This window comes from Polaribacter haliotis (assembly GCF_014784055.1).
In the GTDB taxonomy this organism is placed as follows: Bacteria; Bacteroidota; Bacteroidia; order Flavobacteriales; family Flavobacteriaceae; genus Polaribacter; species Polaribacter haliotis.
Map to the genome: position 1 here is coordinate 1,653,481 of NZ_CP061813.1, position 24,783 is coordinate 1,678,263.

The 24,783-nt window shown below is 29.8% G+C and carries 26 protein-coding genes; 17 read left to right on the forward strand and 9 right to left on the reverse strand.

Translation table 11 applies throughout. The features are described 5' to 3' along the window. The first annotated feature begins 8 nt into the window (after positions 1–8). The 8 genes from H9I45_RS07000 (at position 9) to H9I45_RS07035 (ending at position 7,523) form a co-directional block, all read left to right on the forward strand. The gene (locus tag H9I45_RS07000) at positions 9–593 is read left to right on the forward strand and encodes a hypothetical protein (RefSeq protein ID WP_088354638.1); all 585 of its coding nucleotides are present in this window, start codon (positions 9–11) and stop codon (positions 591–593) included. 1 nt (position 594) lies between these two features. Beyond that, positions 595–1,389: a phosphatidate cytidylyltransferase gene (locus H9I45_RS07005; protein ID WP_088354639.1), complete on the forward strand. Its 795-nt coding sequence runs from the start codon at positions 595–597 to the stop codon at positions 1,387–1,389. 5 nt (positions 1,390–1,394) lie between these two features. Further along, positions 1,395–2,051, forward strand: a complete 657-nt coding sequence (locus tag H9I45_RS07010) for a phosphatidylserine decarboxylase family protein (RefSeq protein ID WP_088354640.1) — start codon at positions 1,395–1,397, stop codon at positions 2,049–2,051. Then, entirely contained in the window at positions 2,052–2,318 is a 267-nt protein-coding gene (locus H9I45_RS07015) for an acyl-CoA-binding protein (RefSeq protein WP_088354641.1), read from the forward strand. A 4-nt stretch (positions 2,319–2,322) separates the two neighbouring features. Then, the gene (locus H9I45_RS07020; protein WP_088354642.1) at positions 2,323–2,949 is read left to right on the forward strand and encodes a YceI family protein; all 627 of its coding nucleotides are present in this window, start codon (positions 2,323–2,325) and stop codon (positions 2,947–2,949) included. A 247-nt stretch (positions 2,950–3,196) separates the two neighbouring features. Next, positions 3,197–6,805: a DUF8693 domain-containing protein gene (locus tag H9I45_RS07025; protein WP_140422764.1), complete on the forward strand. Its 3,609-nt coding sequence runs from the start codon at positions 3,197–3,199 to the stop codon at positions 6,803–6,805. Between the two features lie 16 nt (positions 6,806–6,821). Then, positions 6,822–6,986, forward strand: coding sequence for a hypothetical protein (locus H9I45_RS07030; RefSeq protein WP_176397582.1), 165 nt, complete (start codon positions 6,822–6,824; stop codon positions 6,984–6,986). 60 nt (positions 6,987–7,046) lie between these two features. Then, a complete protein-coding gene (locus H9I45_RS07035; protein WP_088354644.1) occupies positions 7,047–7,523 on the forward strand; it encodes a hypothetical protein in 477 nt (158 codons plus the stop codon). A gap of 88 nt (positions 7,524–7,611) precedes the next feature. Here H9I45_RS07035 and H9I45_RS07040 read toward each other — a convergent pair whose 3' ends face one another. Continuing rightward, the gene (locus tag H9I45_RS07040; protein ID WP_088354645.1) at positions 7,612–8,487 is read right to left on the reverse strand and encodes a TIGR01777 family oxidoreductase; all 876 of its coding nucleotides are present in this window, start codon (positions 8,485–8,487) and stop codon (positions 7,612–7,614) included. A 124-nt stretch (positions 8,488–8,611) separates the two neighbouring features. On the opposite strand from H9I45_RS07040, the gene H9I45_RS07045 reads away from it, so the two are divergent. Together H9I45_RS07045 and H9I45_RS07050 are read left to right on the forward strand one after the other, a co-directional pair. Then, positions 8,612–9,736: a vWA domain-containing protein gene (locus tag H9I45_RS07045; RefSeq protein ID WP_088354646.1), complete on the forward strand. Its 1,125-nt coding sequence runs from the start codon at positions 8,612–8,614 to the stop codon at positions 9,734–9,736. Positions 9,737–9,871: 135 nt separating this feature from the next. Further along, positions 9,872–11,338, forward strand: coding sequence for a MoxR family ATPase (locus tag H9I45_RS07050; RefSeq protein WP_088354647.1), 1,467 nt, complete (start codon positions 9,872–9,874; stop codon positions 11,336–11,338). 37 nt (positions 11,339–11,375) lie between these two features. Here the strand turns inward: H9I45_RS07050 and H9I45_RS07055 are convergent, their stop codons facing one another. The 5 genes from H9I45_RS07055 to H9I45_RS07075 all read right to left on the reverse strand — a co-directional run bounded on the left by H9I45_RS07055 (position 11,376) and on the right by H9I45_RS07075 (position 15,132). Beyond that, positions 11,376–11,864, reverse strand: coding sequence for a YdeI/OmpD-associated family protein (locus H9I45_RS07055; RefSeq protein ID WP_088354648.1), 489 nt, complete (start codon positions 11,862–11,864; stop codon positions 11,376–11,378). Positions 11,865–11,866: 2 nt separating this feature from the next. Beyond that, positions 11,867–12,448, reverse strand: a complete 582-nt coding sequence (locus H9I45_RS07060; protein ID WP_088354649.1) for a YdeI/OmpD-associated family protein — start codon at positions 12,446–12,448, stop codon at positions 11,867–11,869. After that, positions 12,432–13,226, reverse strand: coding sequence for a M23 family metallopeptidase (locus H9I45_RS16415; protein WP_088354650.1), 795 nt, complete (start codon positions 13,224–13,226; stop codon positions 12,432–12,434). The genes H9I45_RS07060 and H9I45_RS16415 overlap by 17 nt, the downstream gene beginning before the upstream one ends. 4 nt (positions 13,227–13,230) lie before the next feature. Continuing rightward, on the reverse strand, positions 13,231–14,556 hold the full coding sequence (locus tag H9I45_RS07070; protein WP_088354651.1) for a M28 family metallopeptidase: 1,326 nt from the start codon (positions 14,554–14,556) through the stop codon (positions 13,231–13,233). Positions 14,557–14,745: 189 nt separating this feature from the next. Continuing rightward, the gene (locus tag H9I45_RS07075; RefSeq protein WP_088354652.1) at positions 14,746–15,132 is read right to left on the reverse strand and encodes a DUF6249 domain-containing protein; all 387 of its coding nucleotides are present in this window, start codon (positions 15,130–15,132) and stop codon (positions 14,746–14,748) included. Between the two features lie 147 nt (positions 15,133–15,279). On the opposite strand from H9I45_RS07075, the gene H9I45_RS07080 reads away from it, so the two are divergent. Beyond that, positions 15,280–15,861, forward strand: a complete 582-nt coding sequence (locus H9I45_RS07080; protein WP_088354653.1) for an RNA polymerase sigma factor — start codon at positions 15,280–15,282, stop codon at positions 15,859–15,861. Beyond that, entirely contained in the window at positions 15,848–16,258 is a 411-nt protein-coding gene (locus tag H9I45_RS07085; RefSeq protein WP_088354654.1) for a hypothetical protein, read from the forward strand. Before H9I45_RS07080 ends, H9I45_RS07085 begins: the two co-directional genes overlap by 14 nt. Here the strand turns inward: H9I45_RS07085 and H9I45_RS07090 are convergent. Then, positions 16,255–17,370, reverse strand: coding sequence for a DUF2914 domain-containing protein (locus H9I45_RS07090; RefSeq protein ID WP_088354790.1), 1,116 nt, complete (start codon positions 17,368–17,370; stop codon positions 16,255–16,257). The genes H9I45_RS07085 and H9I45_RS07090 overlap by 4 nt on opposite strands. A 150-nt stretch (positions 17,371–17,520) precedes the next feature. On the opposite strand from H9I45_RS07090, the gene yaaA reads away from it, so the two are divergent. Then, positions 17,521–18,279: a peroxide stress protein YaaA gene (yaaA, locus tag H9I45_RS07095; RefSeq protein WP_088354655.1), complete on the forward strand. Its 759-nt coding sequence runs from the start codon at positions 17,521–17,523 to the stop codon at positions 18,277–18,279. 153 nt (positions 18,280–18,432) lie between these two features. Here yaaA and H9I45_RS07100 read toward each other — a convergent pair whose 3' ends face one another. Both H9I45_RS07100 and H9I45_RS07105 read right to left on the reverse strand, forming a co-directional pair. Then, on the reverse strand, positions 18,433–19,857 hold the full coding sequence (locus H9I45_RS07100; protein ID WP_088354656.1) for an L-serine ammonia-lyase: 1,425 nt from the start codon (positions 19,855–19,857) through the stop codon (positions 18,433–18,435). Between the two features lie 89 nt (positions 19,858–19,946). Continuing rightward, positions 19,947–20,288 carry a DUF2853 family protein gene (locus H9I45_RS07105; protein WP_088354657.1) on the reverse strand — a complete coding sequence of 114 codons (342 nt, stop codon included), beginning with the start codon at positions 20,286–20,288 and terminating at the stop codon, positions 19,947–19,949. 253 nt (positions 20,289–20,541) lie between these two features. Here H9I45_RS07105 and dnaK point away from each other — a divergent pair, with 253 nt between their 5' ends. The 4 genes from dnaK to H9I45_RS07125 all read left to right on the forward strand — a co-directional run bounded on the left by dnaK (position 20,542) and on the right by H9I45_RS07125 (position 24,782). Then, positions 20,542–22,446: a molecular chaperone DnaK gene (gene dnaK / locus H9I45_RS07110; protein WP_088354658.1), complete on the forward strand. Its 1,905-nt coding sequence runs from the start codon at positions 20,542–20,544 to the stop codon at positions 22,444–22,446. Positions 22,447–22,597: 151 nt separating this feature from the next. Then, complete coding sequence (locus H9I45_RS07115) at positions 22,598–23,122, forward strand: hypothetical protein (protein ID WP_088354659.1); 525 nt, start codon at positions 22,598–22,600, stop codon at positions 23,120–23,122. Positions 23,123–23,175: 53 nt separating this feature from the next. Continuing rightward, a complete protein-coding gene (locus H9I45_RS07120; protein WP_088354660.1) occupies positions 23,176–24,477 on the forward strand; it encodes an NAD(P)/FAD-dependent oxidoreductase in 1,302 nt (433 codons plus the stop codon). Next, on the forward strand, positions 24,474–24,782 hold the full coding sequence (locus H9I45_RS07125; RefSeq protein ID WP_088354661.1) for a hypothetical protein: 309 nt from the start codon (positions 24,474–24,476) through the stop codon (positions 24,780–24,782). The genes H9I45_RS07120 and H9I45_RS07125 overlap by 4 nt, the downstream gene beginning before the upstream one ends. Position 24,783: the final 1 nt, after the last annotated feature.

Below are 24,783 nucleotides of genomic sequence, written 5' to 3' on the forward strand. Positions count from 1 at the left end.
ATTTAAGAATGAATTTTTTAAAAAAATTATTAAACTTTCCTATCAAAGAAGATAAAGAGATTCAAAAACAAGAAGTCGATTTATCTTTAGACGATCTTTTTGTTCATAATTTTATAGAAAAAGGTGGTAAATTTCTTTACTGCCTTAAAAAAGAAGAGGTTTCTGAAAGTTTAGAAAAAATTTTATCAGAAAATAATTGGAACAAACTATTACTTTTAAATAGTAATGTTGTCTCTCTGATTAAAAATAAAAAAGTAAAAACGGTTTCAAAATTCGATAAAAGCACACCAGTCTTTACAACTTGCGAGCATTTAATTGCAGATAATGGAGATATTCTTTTTTCTTCTAATCAGTTAAAAAGCACAAAATTACCTGAATTATCAGAAAATTTTATTGTTTATGCGACAACAAGTCAGTTAGTTAAAGATACTGGCCAAGGATTAACTGGTATTAAAACAAATTCTAAAGACTCATTACCAACAAACATATCTTCTATAAAAAATTATAATATCAATAATAATGATGATAATTTTTTAAACTATGGTAACAGTAACTCAAAAAACTTATATTTGCTCCTATTAGAAGATTTATAATATGCGCAACCTTTTAAGAAGGAGTTTTTCTGGAATTATTTACGTTTTAATATTTGTAGCTGCAATTCTTTTTTCAAAGGAATCTTATATTACACTTATCTCTATATTTGGTGTTTTGTGTATCTGGGAATTTTCTAAAATGATTCAAAATAAAAATATAGTTCCTTATTTTTTCTTTGGAATTACACTATTTTTAATGTTAAAGAGACCCTTTAGCTATGCTATTACAGGAATTTTAATAATTAACCTATTATCTTCTGTCTATTTAATTTATCAACTATTTGCAAAAAAAGAAATTACTTTTTCAAATGAAAGATCTAAGCTAGGCCTTACCATTAGATACCCTATTTTTTCTATTTGTTTTTTAGTTTTACTTCCATTTTATAACGAGAATTATTCCCCTTATTTAATGATTTCGATACTCGTTCTTATTTGGGTAAATGATAGTTTTGCTTTTTTAGTAGGAAAAAATGTAGGTCGTAGAAAACTATTTGTATCAGTTTCTCCTAAAAAAACACAAGAAGGTTTTTTGGGAGGTCTTATATTCTCTATAATAACAGCATACGTAATTAGCAGAATTAATACTGAATTCACATTTTTAAATTGGCTAATTATAGCAGTAATTGTATCTATTATTGGAACAATTGGCGATTTAGTAGAATCGAAATTAAAAAGACAAGCAAATATAAAAGACAGTGGAAATATTATGCCAGGTCATGGAGGAATTTTAGACAGGCTAGATAGTTTGCTGTTTGCTGCTCCGTTTGTATATTTGTACATTAACTATATAATTTAACTTAAATGATTCGTTTTCATAAAGAAGGTTACAAAATAATTGTTATTGCTTTTATTTTAGCCATTGCCGGTATTTTATTGGCAGAAAAATTACTAGAAACAAATTGGATTATAAAATCCATTCAGGTTTTTATTGTGTTCTTTTTAGTGGTAATACTTCAATTTTTTAGAAACCCAAAAAGATTAACAAATTTAGACGAAACTACGATTGTAGCTCCTGTAGATGGTAAAGTTGTGGTTATAGAAGAAGTAGAAGAACCAGAGTATTTTAAAGATAAAAGATTACAAGTTTCTATTTTTATGTCTCCAATTAATGTGCATGTTACAAGGTATGCTATGAGTGGGGTTGTAAAATATAGTAAATATCATCCTGGTAAATATTTGGTTGCATGGCATCCAAAAGCATCTACAGAAAACGAAAGAACTACAATTGTTTTGGAAAATGCTTCTTTTGGAGAAATTTTATACAGACAAATTGCAGGTGCATTAGCAAAAAGAATTGTAAACTATGCTAAAGAAGGTGAAGAAATTATACAAGGTACAGATGCAGGTTTTATAAAATTTGGCTCTAGAGTAGATTTATTTTTACCATTAGGAACAAAGTTAAATGTAAAACTTGGTGATAAAGTAAAAGGAGGAACACAAGTGATTGCACAAAAATAAATGAATACCAAATTAGACATAGAATTTTCGGAAGCATTTGAAAAAATGTCTCGATTGAAGGAAGCACTAGCTCCTGATATAATGCTAAAATTTTATGCCTATTACAAACAAGCTAATTATGGAAGTACATTTACTTTTAATAATGAACTTGATGTTAGAAATGCTTTTAAAGCAAATGCTTGGATGCAGTTAAAAGACATGTCTCCAGACGAAGCAAAACAAGAATATATAAATTTAGCTAAATCAATACTTAATCAAAAAAAATAGCCCTATGAAAAACACAACTTATATAATTTTATTATTTGTACTTTCTTTAAATTTTACTGCTTGTAAATCAGAAAAGAAAAACAATAACGCAGAAGAAACAACAACTTCAAAAAAAAGTACAGCAGCGTATTCTTTAGAAGAAGCTACAAACGAAGTTAATTTTACAGCTTATAAAACTTCAGAAAAAGTACCAGTTGGTGGGCAATTTAAAACTGTTAATATTACTTCTGGTGGCGAAGGAAATACTATAAAAGATGCTATAAATAATACAGAATTTTCAATTCCTGTAAGTAGCATTTTTACAAAAGATTCTAGTAGAGACTATAAAATTAAAAAGTTCTTTTTTGGTGTTATGGATCAAACAAAACTATTATCTGGTAAATTAATGATCGAAAATGATTCGATTGGATATGCAAACATTAAAATGAACGGAGTTACTGAAAAAGTGCCATTTACTTATACAATTACAAACAAGACATTTGCAATGAAAGCAAATATGGATGTTACCAATTGGAATGCTACAAAAGCACTTGCTTCTTTAAATAAAATTTGCGAAGCTTTGCATACTGGTTCAGACGGAATTTCTAAAACTTGGAGTGATGTTGCATTAAATATTACATCAAAATTTTAAACTTTTTATTTTTTTATTAAAAAAAAAAACTATATTTGGCTGTTGACAATTTTGTTAATAGCCTTTTTTTGGCTTTAATAATTCGTCAATAAAACTTTTTAACCCCTAATTAATGACTAAAAAAATTACCCCTAATTTTTTAAGACATGTCTTTGTCTTAATAATTTTTTCGAAATCATTTGTATTCTTTTCGCAAAACAATGTTAATCTTAATGTAAACTGGCCTAGTTATTCTGGTGAGAATAAGATGGAAATTCTTAATTCTTCAAATACAGTTGTTTTATCCATAGATCATAATTATGGAAATGGATCAGACTCCACTTTCTTAAATCAAACCTCTAGCTCAGTTAACCTTCCAAAAGGCGATTATATAATAAGAGTTTACGATACTTATGGAGATAGTTGGAATGGAACTGGTGCTTATGGAAAAGTATTTGTAAACGGAACTGAAATATTTAATTTTAATGGAATTTTCCCAAATGTTACAAATCCAAGAACAACCAACTTAGAATATGATTTTTCGATAACAATTGGTTTAGACGACGCTTCTTTTAATTATTCTAAAAGTAGTTATTGTGGCGCAGATTCAAATCCAACACCAACAATTACTGGAGAAACAGGTGGAACATTTTCTTCAACTGCTGGCCTAAGTTTAAATAGTAGCACAGGACAAATAAATATTAGCAGCTCTACAATTGGAAATTATGTGGTTACTTATACAACTACAAATCCAGACCAAAATACTGCAACTCGAAACATAACTATTACTAGTTCTGATGTTGCAACTTTTTCTTACCCTACTTCTAAAGTTAATAAAAACGATGTAGATTTATTGCCTGCCAAAACAGGACAAAGTGGAACTTACAGTTCAACTTCTGGTTTAGATTTAAATACTACTACAGGAGTTATAGATGTTTCAGATTCGACTGTAGGAACGTATACAGTTACTTACACAACTAATGGTAGTTGTCCAATAACAATAACAGATTCTGTAACAATTATAAACGATGCTTTTCCAGGAGTTTCACAATATCAAAATAGTAGTAAAAAATACATAGAATATATTCCTGGAACAATGCCAGTAATTATTTCTGCACCTCATGGAGGAAGATTAGAACCAAGTGAACTTAGCACAAGAAGCTGTGGAACAAACGAAATGGACGATAATACAGACGTTTTAATTAAAGAAATTCAGAAAAAATGTTTCGACCAATTTGGAATGTATCCTTACATAATTATAAACAATTTACATCGTAAAAAATTAGATCCAAATAGAAATGAAAGTGTAGCAACTTGTAATAACTCCACAACAAAAACGTATTATGATGCTTTTCATAATTTTATAGATCAAGCTAGTGCAGATATTAATGCTAAATTCGGTAAAGGTCTATATATAGATTTACATGGACAAAGTCATTCTATTCCAAGAATTGAAGCTGGTTATAATTTACCAAGTAGTTCTTTTGATGAAGATTTAAACAATACTGCTACAAATACTACAGAATTAGCAAGAGTAACTATAAAAAATCTAATTGAAAATAATATTAGCAACTCTTCTTTTGAAGATTTAATTAGAGGAGTAAATAGTTTTGGAGGAATTATGCAAATTACTGGTGGACAAAGATATGCAGATTTAGGTCACGCTGGTTGTTCGAGAACAGAAGGTTATAGAATTGTACCAAGTAATGTTGGTGATGGTAATCAAGGAAATTGTGACGATACAAATCCTGGCTCTAATTCTTATTTTGCAGGAGATTTTTATAATAATATTAGACATGGTTCTGGAAATACGTCTACAAATAATACTGTTGTACAAGGTGGAGGAACTGTAAAAGGTGGTGGAGGAACCATTGATGGTATTATGACAGAAGTAAATAGAAGAGTTCGAGATTTGGGAAATGTTTATTCTTCTATCTATGGTGTTTCTGATGGAAGGAGTGCAACAATCCCATATTTTTCTAGAGATTATGCAAAAGTAATCGAAAAATTTATAGACATTCATTACAACGACTTTTCTAAATTTACTTTTACTGAAAGTTCTTATTCCATAAATGGTTTAGACCCAACTCCAACAATAAACGGAATTACTGGAGGAAGTTTTTCAAGCACATCTGGTTTGGTTATAAATAATTCTACTGGAAAAATAGATGTTTCTGCATCTACACAAGGTACTTATGTAGTTACTTATCAAGCTCCAAATATTGGAAGTCATTATAAAAAAGAAACTACAATTACCGTAAACAATGCTCCTGTTACCAACGAATTTACAGCCAATTCTGGTAATTGGTCTTTACCAACAAACTGGAGTTTAAATAGAGAACCAATTGCATCAGATAATGTGTTAATTCCAATAGGAAAAACCGCTTTCTTAGATAAAAATCAAGAAACGATTGGTAATTTAATTGTTGAAGGAACATTTATAATTAATAGCAATAGATCTTTAACTATAAATGGAAATAGTAATAATACTGGAACTTTTACCATAAACTCTGGTGGTTCTATCATAACAAACGGAACATCTACTGGAAACTTAACTTATAAAAGACATTTAGATGGTAATAAATGGTATTTAATTGGTGCTCCAGTTTCGCAACAATCAATTGCTAACTTTGTTTTGAATCACTCTAATTTAGCAAGAGGAACTGGTACTGGAGTCAACCAGAATATTGCATTGGCCACTTTCGACAACACAAAAACTTCTAAAAAATGGAATTACTATAAAGATGGAGCTGTTGATGGTGTTGATGGAGATGACACTACAGATATGATGACATCTGGAAAAGGATATACAACCCGACTAACATCTGCTGGAGATCTTTCTTTTACAGGAACTTTAAATACTGGAAATGTAAATTCTTCGGTTATAAACTCTGCTTCCAATTCTTTTAATTTAATTTCGAATCCTTATGCTTCTTATGTAAATATTGGAAATTTGCTACCTAATAATAGTGGTGTAGGAAAACCTCTAAAAACGCAAACTGTTTGGGTTTGGGATCAAACCGAAAATGCTGGTGCAGGAGATTATATTCCTAAAGTATCTGCTCAAAATTTTAAAATTGCTCCAGGTCAAGGATTTTTTATTGAGGTGGAAAATACAAATGATGTTGTTTTTACAACTTCGATGTTAAGTCATCAAAATACAGATACATTCTCTAAGACTAATAATGATAGACCAGAAATAAAATTATTAGTTACAGATGGAACAAGTGAAAAATATACCGAAATCTATTACATAAAAGGAACTACAACTGGTTTTGACGATGGTTATGATGGAGAAATATTTGGAGGAATAGCAAATAGTTTCCAAATCTATTCCAATTTAGTTACAAATAATATTGGCCAAAAATTAGGAATACAATCGTTACCAAATGGAAATTATGAAGATATGGTTATTCCTATAGGTTTAAACGCCTCTATTGGAGACAAAGTTACATTTACACCACAAAGTCTTAACATTCCAGAGAGTATCTACGTTTTCCTAGAAGACAAAGAAAATAATACAACCATTAAGTTTGATGCCTCTACCACTTCATATACAACAACGCTTACAGCTAAATCTATAGGAGTTGGGAATTTTTATTTACATACGAGATCAAATGCATTATCAACAGAAACAACAATTTTAGACAAAGTAAATATCTTTAAAAAAGACAATCGAACAATTTCTATAAATGGTTTAGTAGATTCTAAAATCTCATTTATATTATATTCTATAGAAGGTAAAAAAATAATGTCTGAGGTATTTTCTTCAAACGGAAACTCAGAAATAACAATTCCTACATTATCCTCAGGAATTTATTTAATAAAATTAAAAAATGCATCCAAAGAAATTTACAAGAAAATTATTTTAGAATAACCCCTAATAACAAAATATGAAATCTATAAATAAAACTGACAATATCAATAGAAAACAAGCTCTTAAAAAAATTGGAAATTATGGTAAGTATGCAGCATTAACAGCATTAGGTACTTATTTAATTTTAAACCCCCAAAAAGCACAAGCATCTTCGCCAGAAGCGCCAGGAGTTGGTTTTTAATTTCCATTGTAATACGAAAATAAGTACCCCTAATATATTTTTAACCCCTAATTAAACACAATGAAAACAATTAAAAAACAAGTAACAATTGCATGTATTATTCTATTTAGTATTTCTATAAACGCACAAGATAGCTTAATGCTTCTTGGGTCTTTTTCAGCGAATATTAAATTAACAACTAACGAAGTAGAATATCAACAAAGACCAATAATACATAACCAAACTTTTACATACAACTTTAAAGGTGGAGAAGTTTTGGTTGAGTTTAAAGACAACCAACATATAGAATATTATAATAATAAAAAGCATTCTATAAAATCCACTATTGTTTGGATTAGCAAAAATGAATGTATTATTACTTTAAAGGAAATTAACCTACCTAACTTCCCTTTTAAAAAAGGAAACAGTTTAAAAATGGTTATTACAGAAGTAAGAGGAAATAATGTTTATTACAAATCTACGCTCGGTGGAAGAACTTGGAAAGGAAAAATGAAAGAAGTTGAAACTACAAATAATGACTATTTCGCATCAAATTAAATTCTGACAATTTTAAAGTTAAAAAATCCCCAGATGCTTTAAAATAAAAGAATATTAAAAGACGAACATTTTGTTCGTCTTTTTTACTTTATAAAGTATCTAAAGCTTTTTTAAGCGTGCCAAATATAAAAACAAAATCTTCCTTAATTATTTTTTTTGATGATAATCTACTTCCTTCTAGAAGAATTACAGCCAATTCTCCAAAAATTAATTTTAATAAAAAACCAGGAACTGCGATTGGTAAATAAGGTCTACTTATAGCTTTTGCTAAAGTTTTAGAAAAACTTTTACTTGTATGAAATTCTGGAGCAACAGCGTTAAAAACCCCAACAAATTCTTCTTCAACAGCTTTTACATATAAATTACATAAATCGTATATATGAATCCAAGGCATATATTGCTTTCCTGAACCTAGTGGAGTAATAATTGGCGTTTTCATCTTTTCTAAAGCACCTCCATTTTCTGACAGTACAACTCCAGTTCTTAAAATTGTAACTGAAATATTTATTTTTTTAAATTGATTAGCAGCATCTTCCCATTTTTGGCATACTTCACCTAAAAAATCATCTCCAACAGCATCTGTTTCTTCAAAAATTTTAGTGGTAGTTTTGGCTCCATAATAATTGCTTCCAGATGCAGAGATAAAACCTTTTAAAGGAATTTCTAATTCTTTAACCTTCTTAAAAACTAGGTTTGCTGTATCTACTCTACTATCTATAATTATTTTTTTTCTTTCGTCTGTCCAACGTTTATCAGCAATTCCTGCTCCAGCTAAGTGAATTATATAATCAATATTTTCTAACGCTTTCTCATCAATATAATTCTTAGAAATATCCCATTTGAACTCATTTCTATTTTCTGGACTTCGACTTAAAATTCGAACAGTATGTTTTTTCTCCTTTAGTAATTTTGTAAGGTTCGAACCGACTAAACCAGTACCTCCTGTAATTAAAATATTTGCCATAAGTAAATATAGCTAAAATTTTGTTTAATGTTTCTTGTTTTTAATAAAACAAATCTATCGATTCATTTAATAAACTAATGTTAATCATTTTTTATACATTTAATAAAGCCGTATTTTTATAGTGATGAAAAATAAAGAAAACAGAAAAGGATTTGTCTTTAAAACATACGAAGCAGAGAACCAATCTCCGTTTGAAATGCTTTTTGAAATTTTTAAAGAACTCATAACACATACTTCTGGCGATTTTGATGAAGCCATAGATTGGTTGCGTTCTTTGGATAAAGAATATAAATTAACAGACGAAAATTATACCATTGACGATTTTATTGAAGACTTAAAAAAGAAAGGCTACATAAAAGAAGAAATTAATGGTGATGGAACAGGAGGAACAAAAATTACTCCGAAAACTGAACGTGCGATTAGACAACAAGCCTTAAACCATATTTTTGGAAAAATAAAAAGAAGTGGTGCAGGAAATCATAAAAGTAAGTCTCCAGGAATTGGAGATGAACATACTGGCGATTTTAGAAATTATCAATTTGGTGATGCTTTAGATAAAGTATCCATCACAGAAAGTATTAGAAATGCTCAAATAAATAACGGAATAGACAACTTTCACCTAACAGAAAACGATTTGGTGGTTGAAGAAACGCTTCACAAAAGCCAAATGAGTACTGTGTTAATGATTGATATTAGTCATTCAATGATTCTTTATGGAGAAGATAGAATAACGCCTGCCAAAAAAGTAGCGATGGCTTTGGCAGAATTAATTACAACTCGTTATCCAAAAGACACGTTAGATATTATTGTTTTTGGAAACGATGCTTGGTCTATAAAAATTAAAGATTTACCTTATTTACAAGTTGGACCTTATCACACAAATACTGTTGCTGGTTTAAATTTAGCGATGGATTTATTGCGAAGAAAACGAAATACCAACAAACAAATTTTTATGATTACAGATGGAAAACCAAGTTGTTTACGTTTGCCTGATGGACAATATTATAAAAACAGTAATGGTTTGGATACGCATATTGTAAACAAATGTTATGCAATGGCACAACAAGCCAGAAAATTACACATTCCAATTACCACTTTTATGATTGCTCAAGACCCATATTTAATGCAATTTGTAAGAGCATTTACGCAAGCTAATCAAGGGAAAGCATTTTATACAGGCTTAAAAGGTTTGGGAGAAATGATTTTTGAAGATTATGAAACGAATCGAAAAAAGAGAATTAAAGGATAATAAATAGCCCATCTAAATCTTCCCAAAGGGAAGACTTTTAGCAAGTTTGAGGGAAAAAAGAAAATTATAAATAACACACACACAGATAAACACAACAGTATTTCCTTTCCTTCGGAAAGGATTAAGGATAGGCTTATGAATTTAGAAAATATAAAAACATTAGGAGAATTAAAAAAATTAGGATATAAATCAAAATCCATTAAAGACGAATTACGAGAAAACCTCATTAGTAAAATAATGAATAAAGAAACTGTCTTTAAAGGAGTTCATGGTTATGAAAATACCGTAATTCCTGAATTAGAACGTGCAATATTAAGCAAACATAATATTAATTTATTAGGTTTAAGAGGACAAGCTAAAACACGTTTGGCAAGATTGATGGTCGATTTATTGGATGAATTTATTCCTGTTGTGGAAGGTTCAGAAATTAATGACGATCCACTGAATCCCATTTCGAGATTTGCGATTGAAACTATTAAAGAAAAAGGAGATGAAACGCCTATTTTTTGGTTACACAGAAACGAACGTTTTGCAGAAAAATTAGCAACACCAGATGTTACTGTTGCAGATATTATTGGTGATGTAGATCCTATAAAAGCGGCAAACTTAAAATTAAGTTATGCTGATGATCGAGTGATACATTATGGAATGATTCCAAGAGCAAACAGATGTATTTTTGTAATTAATGAATTACCAGATTTACAAGCTAGAATTCAAGTGGCACTTTTTAATATTTTACAAGAAGGCGATATTCAAATTAGAGGTTTTAAATTACGTTTGCCATTAGATATGCAATTTGTATTTACAGCAAATCCTGAAGATTACACCAATAGAGGAAGCATTGTAACTCCACTAAAAGATAGAATTGGTTCGCAGATTTTAACTCATTATCCTGAAAACATAGAAGTAGCAAAAGTAATTACACAGCAAGAAGCGAATAAAGCAAGTTCACAAAAAGAATTTATAGAAGTGCCTGAATTGGCAAAAGACTTATTAGAACAAATTGTTTTTGAAGCAAGAGAAAGCGAATATATAGATGCTAAAAGTGGCGTAAGTGCACGTTTGAGTATTTCTGCTTTTGAAAACCTTTTAAGTACTGCAGAAAGACGCGCACTAATTTCTGGTGATGAACAAACGATGATTCGTTTAAGCGATTTCGATGGAATTATTCCTGCAATTACTGGTAAAGTGGAATTGGTTTATGAGGGAGAACAAGAAGGAGCACATGTTGTTGCAGAAAAATTAATTCGAAATGCAATTAAAACATTATTTCCTGCTTATTTTCCTGAAATTAAAAAATTAGAAAAACAAGATGCAGAAACACCTTATGATAACATTGTTTCTTGGTTTTTTAATGCTGAAGAAGATTTTGAATTGTTAGATGAATATACAGAACAACAATATAAAAATGAGTTAGATAAAATAAAACCTTTAGAAGATTTTATAAAAGAACAGCAACCAAATATGAATGAGGCTGACACTTATTTTATGAAAGAATTTGTCCTTTGGGCTTTGGTTGAATTTAAAAAATTAAGCAAACACAGATTTACAGAAGGTACACAGTTTAAAGATCCTTATGGAAGTTTTATAAGTGGATTATAGAAATTAAAAAGAAGCGAGAAATCGCTTCTTTTTTGTTTTATTCTAACTTAAACATTTTAATAGGTTCATGATTACCACGTTTTAAATTTTCACACATAATTAAAGATTTGTCAATTTTTTGTTGGCTGGTTTTATAACGAATAACTCCATAAATAATACTTCGTTTTTTTCCTGCTGTAAAACTTTCAAAAATTTCATAAGCATCACAATCACTCATTAGAACTGCCTCTAATTCTTCTGGCATTTCAACTCCGTATTTAGAAGTATCTTCAAAAAGTTGTATTTCAAATTCATCACCTAAGGACAAACCCAATTCTTTTTGTTTTTGTTTAGAAATCATCATTTTGTAATCTCCAGAAATTTTGTCTTTTTTTATGGCAGCGTAAAAATCGAGCTTTATATTATTGAAAATGAGTTCCACTTTTACACGACTCATTTTTTTATCAGCAAATGGTTTATAAACCAAATTCGGAATAAATATATTGTGAGGATTTGTGTGAGTAAGTTTTAATTTTTCGGTTTTCATAATTACCAATTTCCTCTCGATTTCATGTTTTTTTCGCAAAGAGAAATAATTTCAGCAATTCTTTTTTCTCTTGTTGCTGGTCTTTTAGCTTGGTTTACCCAATACAAATAACTCTTTCTGTAACTTGGCGCAAAATTATTATAGTTTGTAAAAGCGATTTTGTTTTTATTGAATTCAATTTGTAAATCATCAGGAATAATCCCTTTTTCAACATCATCTAAAGCAGTCCAAGAACCATTTTTCTTTCCTAATTTTATAATTTCTAATCCGTTTTTGTGCATTAAATTAGCTTTCGATAATTCTTTAATGTATTTTTTATTTAAAGCACTCCAAACACTTTTAGGATTTCGCTTGCAGAAATATTGCCTGCGTTTTCCATTTCCTAAACTTTTTACGGTAGAATCTATCCAACCAAAACACAAAGCTACTTTTACAGCTTCTTCCCACCTCATAGACTCTTCATTATTTTCTACTTTATAAAAAATGAGATAAATACCATCTGAAGATTCATGATTTTCGGACAACCAATTGCGCCATTCAATATCATTTTTAAAATAAAATTCTGGTTTAGTTGTTGTAGGCATATCTTCCTTTTTTGTATCTTTTTGTGGGAATTGAATCTAAAATATAAGGAAATGAAACTAGTCCATTTTTGGTCGGTTTATAAACTACAAAATGTAAATGAGGTTCAGTAGACATTCCTGTATTTCCAGAATAACCAATGACTTGGCCTTTTTTTATAGTATCACCAACCTTAACTAATACACCATCTTTCTTTAAATGAGCATATTGTGCAAAAGTTCCATCATTATGAAACACAAAAATTATATTTGCTTCTTTTAAATATTTCTTGCTACTTCCACCTTTATTAGAATCGCTTTTCGTTTTTACAACAACTCCACCTCTAATGGCGCAAATTTCTTGTCCAACATTCATTTTAAAGTCTATTGCATATTTCGATCCAGCACCTTTATGAGTAAAATTAGTATTTTGTGCTTGCAAAACTTTGTAACGTTTTCCTTTTAAAAATGGCAATCCATAATTATATAAAGTGTCATATTCTTGAGCAGATGAAGCTCCATAATTTAAAGTGAATTTATAATTTTTGTAAATAGCATTCGTATCAATCTTAGACTTATGAAATTTTAAAACAGTTAAAGTATTTGGTTTGTTAAAATCAAATATGGTATCTTTTTTATTTATTTTATCTTCAATTTTTAAAAATGAAGTTGAAATTACATTGTTTTTCGCAATTACAAAAATGGAATCATTTTGATGTTCAAAAGAAATATAACTCGGTTTTTTAATGTTTTCTGAACAAGAAACAAAGAGTAAAAGAATGATAAAAATTCTTAGAACCATAAACTTATCTCATAATTTTATTCGGAAAAACAACTACACTTTCATGTCCATTTTCGCCAACTGTAGCCACTCCAAAAAAGAAATTGTCAATTACAATTCCTTCTAAAGTAAATTCTGTAGACTCTACATATCTGCTATGATCCCAAGTTGGGCTTGTTGTATCTCGCCAATAAATTTTATAGCCTTTTGCGCCTTCTACTTTATTCCATTTTAATCTTGCAGAAGCTTCTACAATTCCGCCAATTTCTACAGTTGTTGGACTTGGAGGAGCCCAAGCCAAACTTGCCAAATTAATTGCATTAACAGCTGTTAACTTTTTAGCATAACCAAAATTTACATGTTCGAAAGTATCACCATATTTAATTCCGTTTTCGGTTCTAATATCCTGGTGTTGTTGTGTATAATTTTCATGCGCTTCCATAATTCTAATTCCTGCAAAACCTAAATCGTTAAAAGGTCTGTGGTGTCCTCCTCTACCAAATCTGTCCAATCTATAAATCATCATTGGGTTCATTTCTGGCATATACGTTTTTACATTCTGGTGAATATATCTTGCCAATTGTCTCGAAATTCCATCCACTTCTCCTCCATAAAAACGTCTTGCTCTTCTTTGTCTTTCTGTTTCGTTTGCTGGAACTGGTTCAGAAAAAATTCTAAAACTTCTATTGTCAAATACACCATCAACTCCTGTAATATTTCCAATCATATCGTTATTTAAAACACCAATAATATCCCACCCTTTTTCTTTCGCATATTTTGCCAAACCTGCACCTCCAAAAAGACCTTGTTCTTCTCCAGATAAACCAACGTAAATAATACTGTTTTCGAATTTATATTTTGATAAAACTCTTGCTGCTTCAATAGTTCCTGCCATTCCTGAAGCATTGTCATTTGCTCCTGGAGCATCTTTTGTAAAGTTAGAACCATCGCTATTTCTAGAATCGATATCTCCACTCATAATTACAAATCTATTTGGGTATTTTGTTCCTTTTTGGATAGCAACCACATTTACAACCCAAGCATCATGTGGTACTCTCCTACTCATTTTTTTTGTTACTAAATCTTTCTGATAAAACGTGTTTATACAGTTGTTACAATCGTTAGAAATTTTATCGAATTCCTTTTTTATCCAACGTCTTGCAGCTCCAATTCCACGTGTATTAGAAATAGTATCTGAAAACGTATTTCTTGTACCAAATTCAGTTAATGTTTTTACATCTGCTTTAATTCTATCTTTAGAAACGCTGTTTATAATGTCATAAATTTTAGCATCAGTTTGTGCAAATGTTATTGATGTGAAGAGCACAAATAAAAAGGTTATTGTTTTCATCTTTAATTTTTTTTTATTATTTAAAGCACCAAAAAAGAATGGTAATAACTAAAGTTTTAATAGCATCTATCTTGTTACTGCTAGTTTCTTAAATTCGTTTAAATATTTTTTTTAAAGATAGTAACTTTATGAAACACAAAAAAACCACTTCTATAAATAAAAGTGGTATAAAATTTATGTAATTAAATCTTACTCTTTGTCTAAGTTTTTGGTAATGTTAAACCCTATTAATAAAGAGGCTCCAGCACATAAAAAGATAGATGCAGCATATAAAGTCTCTGAACTAATATAATTTTGTGGTCTATTTTGCCAATCTCCACTGTAACCAAAATTATAGCTTAATAAACTTCCTAATAAGATTCCAACTCCAATTCCCATTGCCAATAAGCCTAAATTTAATATTAATATTTTCCAAAAAGGAGCAGCTTTTCTAGCTTGATGTCCTTTCATAAAAATAGAAGCATCTGCTCCTTTTTCTATTAATGCCATTCTTTCTTTGTTTCGTGTTGAAAAATATAAATAAAATACGCCAAAGAATACCGCGAATAAAAAGATAAATACTATTTCTGGTCCCATAATTTAATGTTTTAAGTGTTAAAATGATTAATTTTATTGTGTTTGTAGCTTTGACGATTACTTTTGAGATAAGGTTACAAAAAATTAAAATTATTTTTTTTCAACAAAAGTGTAACCTATTTATTAGATGCGCAGTCAAAGTATAAAATGACTAACAACGACCAACTAATTATAAATAAAATTCTAAAGGGAAATACAAACGCCTTTTCAGAATTGATAGACACCTATAAAGATTTGGTGTTTTCGTTGGCAATAAAAATGACTAAAAATAGAGAAGAAGCAGAAGAGATAAGTCAAGATACATTTATAAAAGCGTTTAAAAATTTAGGAAAATTTAAAGGAGATTCTAAATTTTCTACTTGGTTGTACAGAATTACTTACCATACTTGCTTAGATGCTCTTAAGAAAAATAAAAACCATTCAAACTCGTTTGAATTAAATGAAATTACTTTAAACCATATAGAATCTACAGACAATGCTTTACAGACTTTAGAAAGAAAAGAACGCGCAAAAATAATGGACATTTGTTTATTACAATTACCTGAAGACGAGCGCTCTATTTTATGGCTATTTTATTATAAAGAATTAAGTTTGAAAGAAATAATTGAAGTAACTTCGTTATCGGAAGCAAATATAAAAGTGAAATTACATAGGGGTAGAAAGAAATTATTAACGATTGTTAAAAAAACTTTTGAGCCTGAAACTATAGCACATTATGGGAGAAAATAAACACATAGAAGAATTAGATGCTTTTGCAAAAAAATATGTAAAAGAAATCGAATTTGAAAAAGCACCAGCAGATTTTACATCTTCTATAATGAATACAATTAACGAAGAAAAAAGAAGTGCTGTCTTCAAAACTTCCGCATTAATTTCTAAAAAAGGTTGGTTTTTAATCGCTGCTTCAGTATTTGCAGTTTTATTTTTATCTTTTACTAATTCTAAAGAAAATGCAATAACTTATCCTGAAATAGATTTCTCTTTTTTAGAAAAATTTCAAAGTTTGAATGTATTTGAAGGAATTACAATTTCTAATACCGTTTTTTACTCTGTATTTTTCTTCGGATTTATGTTGTTATTTCAACTTGTATTCTTAAAAAAATATTTTGAAAAAAGGTTGAATTAAAAAATTCTTGTTACAATGTGAGGTTTTGACTTTGTATCATTAACATTTATATTGAAATCGACCACTCCTAAAACTAAATTTTCTTCGGTTACAACTTCAACTTTCCATTCTCCATCAATTACATTATTTTTATAACTATAACCTCTGTAACCACTATCTCTTCCTCCAACAATTTCGAAACCAATTTTATCTAAAGTTTTCCATTCTTTAGTTTCTAGATTATACCATTTCCACACATGGTAAATTTTCTTTTTTAAATCTGTTGGTGCAAAAACGGATGTAAAAACATAAACTGGTTTATTCGATTTTCTATTAAAATCTATTTTATGATCTCGCCAAAAAACATACCAATCGTCTACTTCATAAGTCACAATATATTTGTCGTTTTTCTTAGTAATATTGTGTGCAATTAAACCCTTATCCAAGGCTAAAGGAACAGGAGGAATCAATCTAAAATAATAAAAAGCATTAATTAATAGATAAATTCCTAAAATCATTCCAAACATTTTCCATTTTACAATTTCTGTTCTTGTGGATGCACTACTTCTGTAAACCAAAACAATTAAAAATAACGTAGAAGCAACACTTAATGCTCCTGAAATCATAAAAATAGTTGTGTTCATTTCTTTTAAAATCACAGGAACAAAAAAGCTTAAAAACGTAAAATTAACAAAGAAATAAGCACAGAACTGAAGATATTTATTTGAAATTCTTTTCTTAAAAAGTTCGTTTGCGATTAAAAGAAATATCAAAATTAAAAAGAAAGAAGCTGTTTTAGAAATTGAAACACTTCTCGAAAAATAAATTACATATGCACTAGACAATCCACCTAAAAAAAACTGGATTGCCAATGGTAAATATTTACCATATCGTTTTATAAATTTATTTTTCCATTTCTCATTATCTACCAAATTATAAAAATAGATACTTAAAGTAAGTAATGTCATATATGTACATAAAATAACGATGTCATACAATCTATCAATTCTTCCTAAAGTAAGGGAATCCCAAGTAAAACCAGCAACAAAAAATAAAAGAGGAGCATACTTTTTGTGTTTAATTAAGAAAACACCAAATTTACTTTCTCTGTATTTTAATAAATTATTTTTCATTAATTGGTTTTTGTATTGAGGATAAGAAATATACATAAATTTTATCAATACAATAATAAATATAAAATCAATTTTTATTGAAGAAATAGAGGTTTCCTTTGTATTTTTAAGGTTGAATTTAAGAACACATATCTTTTCAATTTTATAGAAATGAAAATAATTATATCTCCAGCAAAATCATTAGATTTCGAAAGTAAAGTACCTACAAGTTTACATACACAGCCTCGTTTTTTAGAATATTCAGAAAAACTAAACAAAAAACTAAAAACACTTTCAAAAAAGAAACTAGCAGATTTAATGTCAATTTCTAATGATTTAGCTTCTTTAAATTACGAAAGAAACCAAGAGTGGGAAACGCCTTTTACAGAGAAAAATGCAAAACAAGCCATTTATGCTTTTACTGGAGCCGTTTTTCAAGGAATTGATGTAAATTCTATTGATGAAAAAAAATTACCTCTATTGCAAGAACGTTTGCGTATTTTATCTGGATTATATGGTTTATTAAAACCTTTGGATTTAATTCAACCTTACAGATTAGAAATGGGGACAAAACTTAAAGTTGGTAGAAAAGAAAACTTGTATAAATTTTGGGATGATACTTTGGCAAACTCTTTAAACGAAGAATTAGAAGAAGGCGAATTATTAATCAATTTAGCAAGTACAGAATACTTTAAAGCTTTGCCTAAAAAAGTTTTAAAAGTACCAATGATTACACCAGTTTTTAAAGATTTTAAAAACGGACAATACAAAACTATAATGACGTATGCTAAACAAGCACGTGGATATATGGTTAGATATATTATAGAAAATAATGTAAAAACTTTAGAAGAATTAAAAGGTTTTAATGTTGAAAAATATGGTTTTTCGGAAGAAATGTCATCAGAATTTGAATTGGTTTTTACGAGGTAGATTAGTTGGCAGTCGCAGTTTATAGTGGCAGTTGCTCACTTTTAAAATACTGACTACTCACTAAAATTTATAGTTGATTATTTAAATACAGATTGCTTTGCACTTCGCAATAAAGCACAAACTAAAAACTGCCACTGAAAACTGCCTACTGAATTAACAATCCACCATTCTAACAGTAACTGCTAAACCACCTTCAGAAGTTTCTTTGTAATTTTTATTCATGTCTTTTGCAGTTTCCCACATCGTATCAATTACTTTATCTAAAGGAACTTTTACATCTTTTGGGTCCGTTTCTAAAGCCATTTCTGCTGCATTAATTGCTTTAATTGCGCCCATTGCATTTCTTTCGATACAAGGTATTTGAACCAAACCACCAATAGGATCGCAAGTTAAACCTAAATGATGTTCCATTGCAATTTCTGCTGCAACCAAACATTGTGCAGGAGAACCACCTAATAATTCTGTTAAAGCAGCTGCTGCCATTGCAGAAGAAACTCCTATTTCTGCCTGACAACCTCCCATTGCTGCAGAAATTGTGGCATTTTTCTTGAAAATACTGCCAATTTCACCAGCTGTTAATAAGAATTTTTTAACGTGTTCGAAATCTGCATCATGATTTTCAATTACCAAATAATACATTAAAACTGCAGGAATTACACCTGCACTTCCGTTTGTTGGTGCAGTTACCACTCTTCCTAAAGAAGCATTTACTTCGTTTACAGAAAGCGCAAAACAACTCACCCATTTAAGAATTTCTCGAAATTTTACTTCTGTACTCCTAATAGAAGTAATCCATTCTTTTGGGTTTGTATAAGAAGTATCTTTTATAAGTTTAACATGTGTGTCAAAAGCACGTCTTTTCACATTTAAACCTCCAGGAAGTTTTCCTTCTGTATGACAACCAATGTACATACATTCTAACATGGTTTCCCAAATTCTGTTTAACTCGAAATCAATTTCTTTTGCGTCTCTTAACTCTAATTCGTTTCTTAAAACAATATCAGAAATTAATAAATTATTTTTTTCGCAATATTCTTCTAATTGAATTGCTCTATTTACAGGAAAAGGAAAATTCTTTTTATTGATTTCTATTTCTTCTTCTAAGTTATCATTTTCTTGAACGATAAATCCTCCACCAATAGAAAAATAGGTTTGGGTAGAGATTTCTTCACCTTTAGAAAAACCTCTAAACGTCATACCATTGGAATGAAAAGGTAAAAAATCTCGATTAAAACGAATTGAATTTTCAGGAAAAGTAACGCATTTCCCTCCTTTAAAAAGAATTTCTTTTTGTGTATTTATTCTATCAACAATTATAAAAACATCTTCAATAGGCACATATTCTGGATCTGCTTCACTTAAACCTAAAAGAATAGCTAAATCTGTAGCATGGCCTTTTCCTGTTAAAGATAAAGAGCCATATAAATCGACTTTAATTTCATCAATTAAATCGAACTTTTTGTTTTCTTTAATTTTTTGAACCCAAGCTTCTGCAGCTCGCCAAGGACCTAATGTATGTGAGCTTGATGGACCTACACCAATCTTCAACATATCAAAAACACTTATAAATTGCGACATTCGTAAAAATGATTAAAATATTTACTGTAAATGTAAAAAATCCAACTCAATGAGCTGGATTTTTTTATATAATTTAAAAGAATTTCTTTTTACATTCCGTAAACCGACTCTTTATCGAATTTTTTAACTAACATATAATACACTACTGCTCTGTATTTTTTTCTTTCAGATTTTCCAATTCTTTCCATCACTTCTTCAATTCCTGCATCTAATTCTTTACTATCTGCCAAACCTAATTTCTTAATTAAAAAATTATTTTTTACAGTAGCTAATTCTTTTGCATCAGAACCAGAAACAGTTTCTGCATCTGCTTTGTAGATTGATGGTCCAAGACCTTTTGTAACAGCAGCTAATAAATCGTCATTAGAACGAAAGTTTCTATCGTCCATAAACTTCTTGTACAATGCTACTTTTTCGTCGAATTTACTCATGATTTTTTGTGGTTTAATTGTTTGTATTAAATTTTAATTCTAAAAGAACATTCCAAATATATGAAAATAATTCGCTATTTCAAATATTCTTCTATTCAATGATTTAGACAACATATTGTGTCATTATGTCACATATTATTTGAATATTATTTTCAAAAACTGACATTTTCCAAAGAAAAAACGGTTGGCACACAGTTTGCCTAACACTAATTGTAAAATTGAAAAACGAATTTAAAATTATAAAATAAGTATTATGAGTAAAATAATTGGAATCGATTTAGGTACAACAAACTCTTGTGTTTCTGTAATGGAAGGAAATGAGCCAGTTGTAATACCTAATTCAGAAGGAAAAAGAACGACACCATCTATTGTTGCCTTTGTTGAAGGAGGAGAACGTAAGATTGGTGACCCTGCAAAAAGACAAGCAGTAACAAACCCAACAAAAACAGTTTATTCTATTAAACGTTTTATGGGTAATAAATTCTCTGAATCTTCTAAAGAAGTAAAAAGAGTACCTTACAAAGTAGTTAAGGGAGATAATGACACACCAAGAGTAGATATTGATGGTCGTTTATATACGCCACAAGAAATTTCTGCAATGGTGTTACAGAAAATGAAAAAAACAGCAGAAGATTATTTAGGTGCTGATGTTTCTGAAGCAGTAATTACAGTTCCTGCATATTTTAACGATGCACAAAGACAAGCTACTAAAGAAGCTGGTGAAATTGCTGGTTTAAAAGTTAGAAGAATTATAAACGAGCCTACTGCTGCTGCATTAGCTTATGGATTAGATAAATCTAACGACGATAAGAAAATTGTTGTTTTTGATTTTGGTGGAGGAACACATGATGTTTCTATATTAGAATTAGGAGATGGTGTTTTTGAAGTATTAGCTACTGATGGAGATACACATTTAGGTGGAGATGATGTTGATGAAAAAATTATCAACTGGTTAGCTGAAGAATTTAAAGCGGATGAAAACATGGACTTAAGAGAAGATCCAATGTCTTTACAACGTTTAAAAGAAGCTGCAGAAAAAGCGAAAATCGAATTATCGAGCACAACTTCTTCTGAAATTAACTTACCATATATTACTGCTACTGCAAGTGGCCCAAAACACTTGGTAAGAACTTTATCTCGTTCTAAATTCGAGCAATTAATAGACGATTTAGTAAAGAGAACAATAGAGCCTTGTCAAACTGCATTAAAAAATGCAGATTTAACAATCTCTGATATTGATGAAGTAGTTTTAGTTGGTGGTTCTACAAGAATACCTGCTGTACAAGAAGCTGTTGAAAAATTCTTTGGAAAAGCACCTAGTAAAGGTGTAAACCCTGATGAAGTTGTTGCTTTAGGAGCTGCTATACAAGGTGGTGTTTTATCTGGAGATGTAAAAGATGTATTGTTATTAGACGTAACACCTTTATCTTTAGGAATTGAAACAATGGGTAATGTTTTCACAAAATTAATTGATGCAAACACTACTATTCCTACTAAAAAATCGCAAGTATTCTCTACAGCTGTAGACAACCAGCCTTCTGTTGAAATTCACGTTTTACAAGGTGAAAGAGCAATGGCTGCAGATAATAATACAATTGGTCGTTTCCATTTAGATGGTTTACCTCCAGCACAAAGAGGAATTCCTCAAATTGAAGTAACTTTCGATATTGATGCAAATGGTATTATTAAAGTTTCTGCTTTAGATAAAGGAACAAACAAATCTCATGAAATTAGAATTGAGGCTTCTTCTGGATTATCTGAAGAAGAAATCGAGAAAATGAGAAAAGATGCTGAAGCAAATGCAGATGCTGATAAAGCTGCTAAAGAAACTGCAGAAAAAATCAATGAAGCAGATTCTATGATTTTTCAAACAGAAAAGCAATTAAAAGAATTTGGAGACAAATTATCTGATGATAAAAAAGCCCCAATTGAAGCTGCTTTAGTTGAATTAAAAGCTGCACACGAATCTAAAGATTTAGCACAAATTGATACTGCATTAGCAACTATTAACGAAGCTTGGAAAGTTGCATCTGAAGAGATGTATGCTGCACAAGGTAGTGCTGAAGGAGCAAATCCTGGAGCAGAACAGCAAGGTGCACCAGAAGCAGATGCTCAAGGAGACAATGTTGAAGATGTAGATTTCGAAGAAGTAAAGTAAGCAGAGAGCCAAAATTTCATTAGAAATTTTGTGTGAATCGATTATACCTGTGAAAACAGGTATCCACACACAAAAAGAAATTTAATTTTCTATAAATATTTAAAACGCAATCATTAATTTGGTTGCGTTTTTTAATTCAATCTATTTTCTTTTGAAAACCTACAACAAAACCAATTTCTTTAAACATACTTTTTGTGAATTTCAACAAGTTGATGACTTTCAATTTCCAGAAAACACAAACTATAAAAGTAAATCTGAAAGTATGTATTTTTATACTGATGAAGGTGTGTATAGAAAATCGAATCATTGGGGAAGAGTTGCCAATTGTAGATGGAAATTAATTGTTGCTGATAATTACAAAAATCAAAATATTGTAATTGGTTTTGCAAAATGGAGTGACTTCTACCCTATCAATTCAAAAGAAAAAATATTTCTTATTGATGTAAATTTTGAAAATAAAACAGCGAAACTTCAGCATAAAAATAACGACACTACTAATCATTTGTTTTCATTTTCTGAAGTACAACAAAGAATAAAACAAATAACGCATTTATTTAAAGATGATAAATGGGCAAAGTATTTCGATTTAGAAATTGAAGAATTACGTTTTAAAGTTATTACTGAATTTATCAATTCAAATAAAACACTACAAGAGATTAAAAGAATGCAGAAATAAATTCATTTTCAGTAAATTTGCATCTCTAAAATCTAACAATCCAAAAATCTGATATGAACATTCCACAAACTAGTTTTCCAAGAGTTGTAATTATTGGTGGAGGATTTGCAGGTTTAGCTGCTGCAAAAGGATTAGAAAAACAAGAATTGCAAGTTGTTTTAATTGATAAGCATAATTATCACACATTTCAACCTTTACTATATCAAGTTGCTACAGGAGGTTTAGAGCCAGATTCCATCGCTTTTCCATTAAGAAAACGTTTTAACGATGTAGATAATTTCTATTTTAGATTGGCAGAAGTTGTACAAATAAATCCTGAAAAAAATCTGGTTGAAACTTCAATTGGAGACTTAGAATATGACGAATTAATAATTGCAACTGGTTCTACAACCAACTTTTTTGGAAATACCAATATTCAGAAATATGCAATGGAAATGAAATCTGTTCCACAATCTTTGAATATTAGAAGTCTAATTTTAGAGAATTTTGAAGAGGCTTTATTAACATCAAACTTTGAAGAAAGAAACGCGTTAATGAACTTTGTTATTGTTGGTGGTGGACCAACAGGAGTGGAATTAGCAGGTGCTTTAGCAGAAATGAAAAAGGGAATTCTACCAAAAGATTATCCTGATTTAGACATCAGACAAATGCAAATAAACCTGATACAAAGTTCTGGAGAAATTCTAAAAGGAATGAGTGCTAAAGCATCCGAAAAAGCAGAGGATTTTCTAATTGATTTGGGTGTAAATGTTTGGAAAAATTTACGTGTTTTAGATTACGATGGAAAAACGGTTACCACAAATGGAGTAGATCATTTTAAAGCGGAAACTGTTATTTGGGCTGCAGGTGTTAAAGGACAAACCATTGAAGGTTTAAACGCAGAATGTGTTATAGAAAGAGCTGCAAGAATTAAAGTTGATGAATATAACAAAGTTTTAAATTACGATAATGTTTACGCAGTTGGAGATGTTGCTTGCATGTCTTCAGAAAAAACACCTTATGGACATCCAATGATGGCACAACCTGCTATTCAACAAGGAAAATTAGTTGCGAAAAATATTTTAGGGAAATTATTCAACAAAAAACAAAAACCTTTTGTTTATAACGACAAGGGTTCCATGGCTACAATTGGACGAAATAAAGCAGTGGTAGATTTACCAAAATGGAAATTTCAAGGAATTTTTGCTTGGTTTGTTTGGATGTTTGTACATCTTTTTTCTTTAATTGGTTTTAGAAATAAAGCCATTGTATTTCTAAATTGGGTATATAATTACATTCGTTTCGATAGAGAAACACGTTTAATAATTCGTCCTTATAAAAAGAAAAACAAGTATTCTTTTAGAGAGCAATTATGAGTGGAAAAAGAATCATAAAATGCCCAAATTGTGGAACCTTCAATACAAATAAAGAGTATTGTACGAATTGTAATACGTTAATTTCTCATCAGAAAAAACAAGAAATTAAAGCGGAAGCTGGCAAACAAAAAAGAATAGAAGAAGCTATTTACGAAAAAGAAAATCCGAATTTAGCTGAACGTTTAAAAGCACATCCTAACTTTTTATATAGAATTGCAGGTTGGATTTTATACTCTGCAATTATGGTGGTTAGTGCAATTGGCGCAGGTTTGGCTTGGTTTATAGCAATGGTTGCAGCTGGTTAGC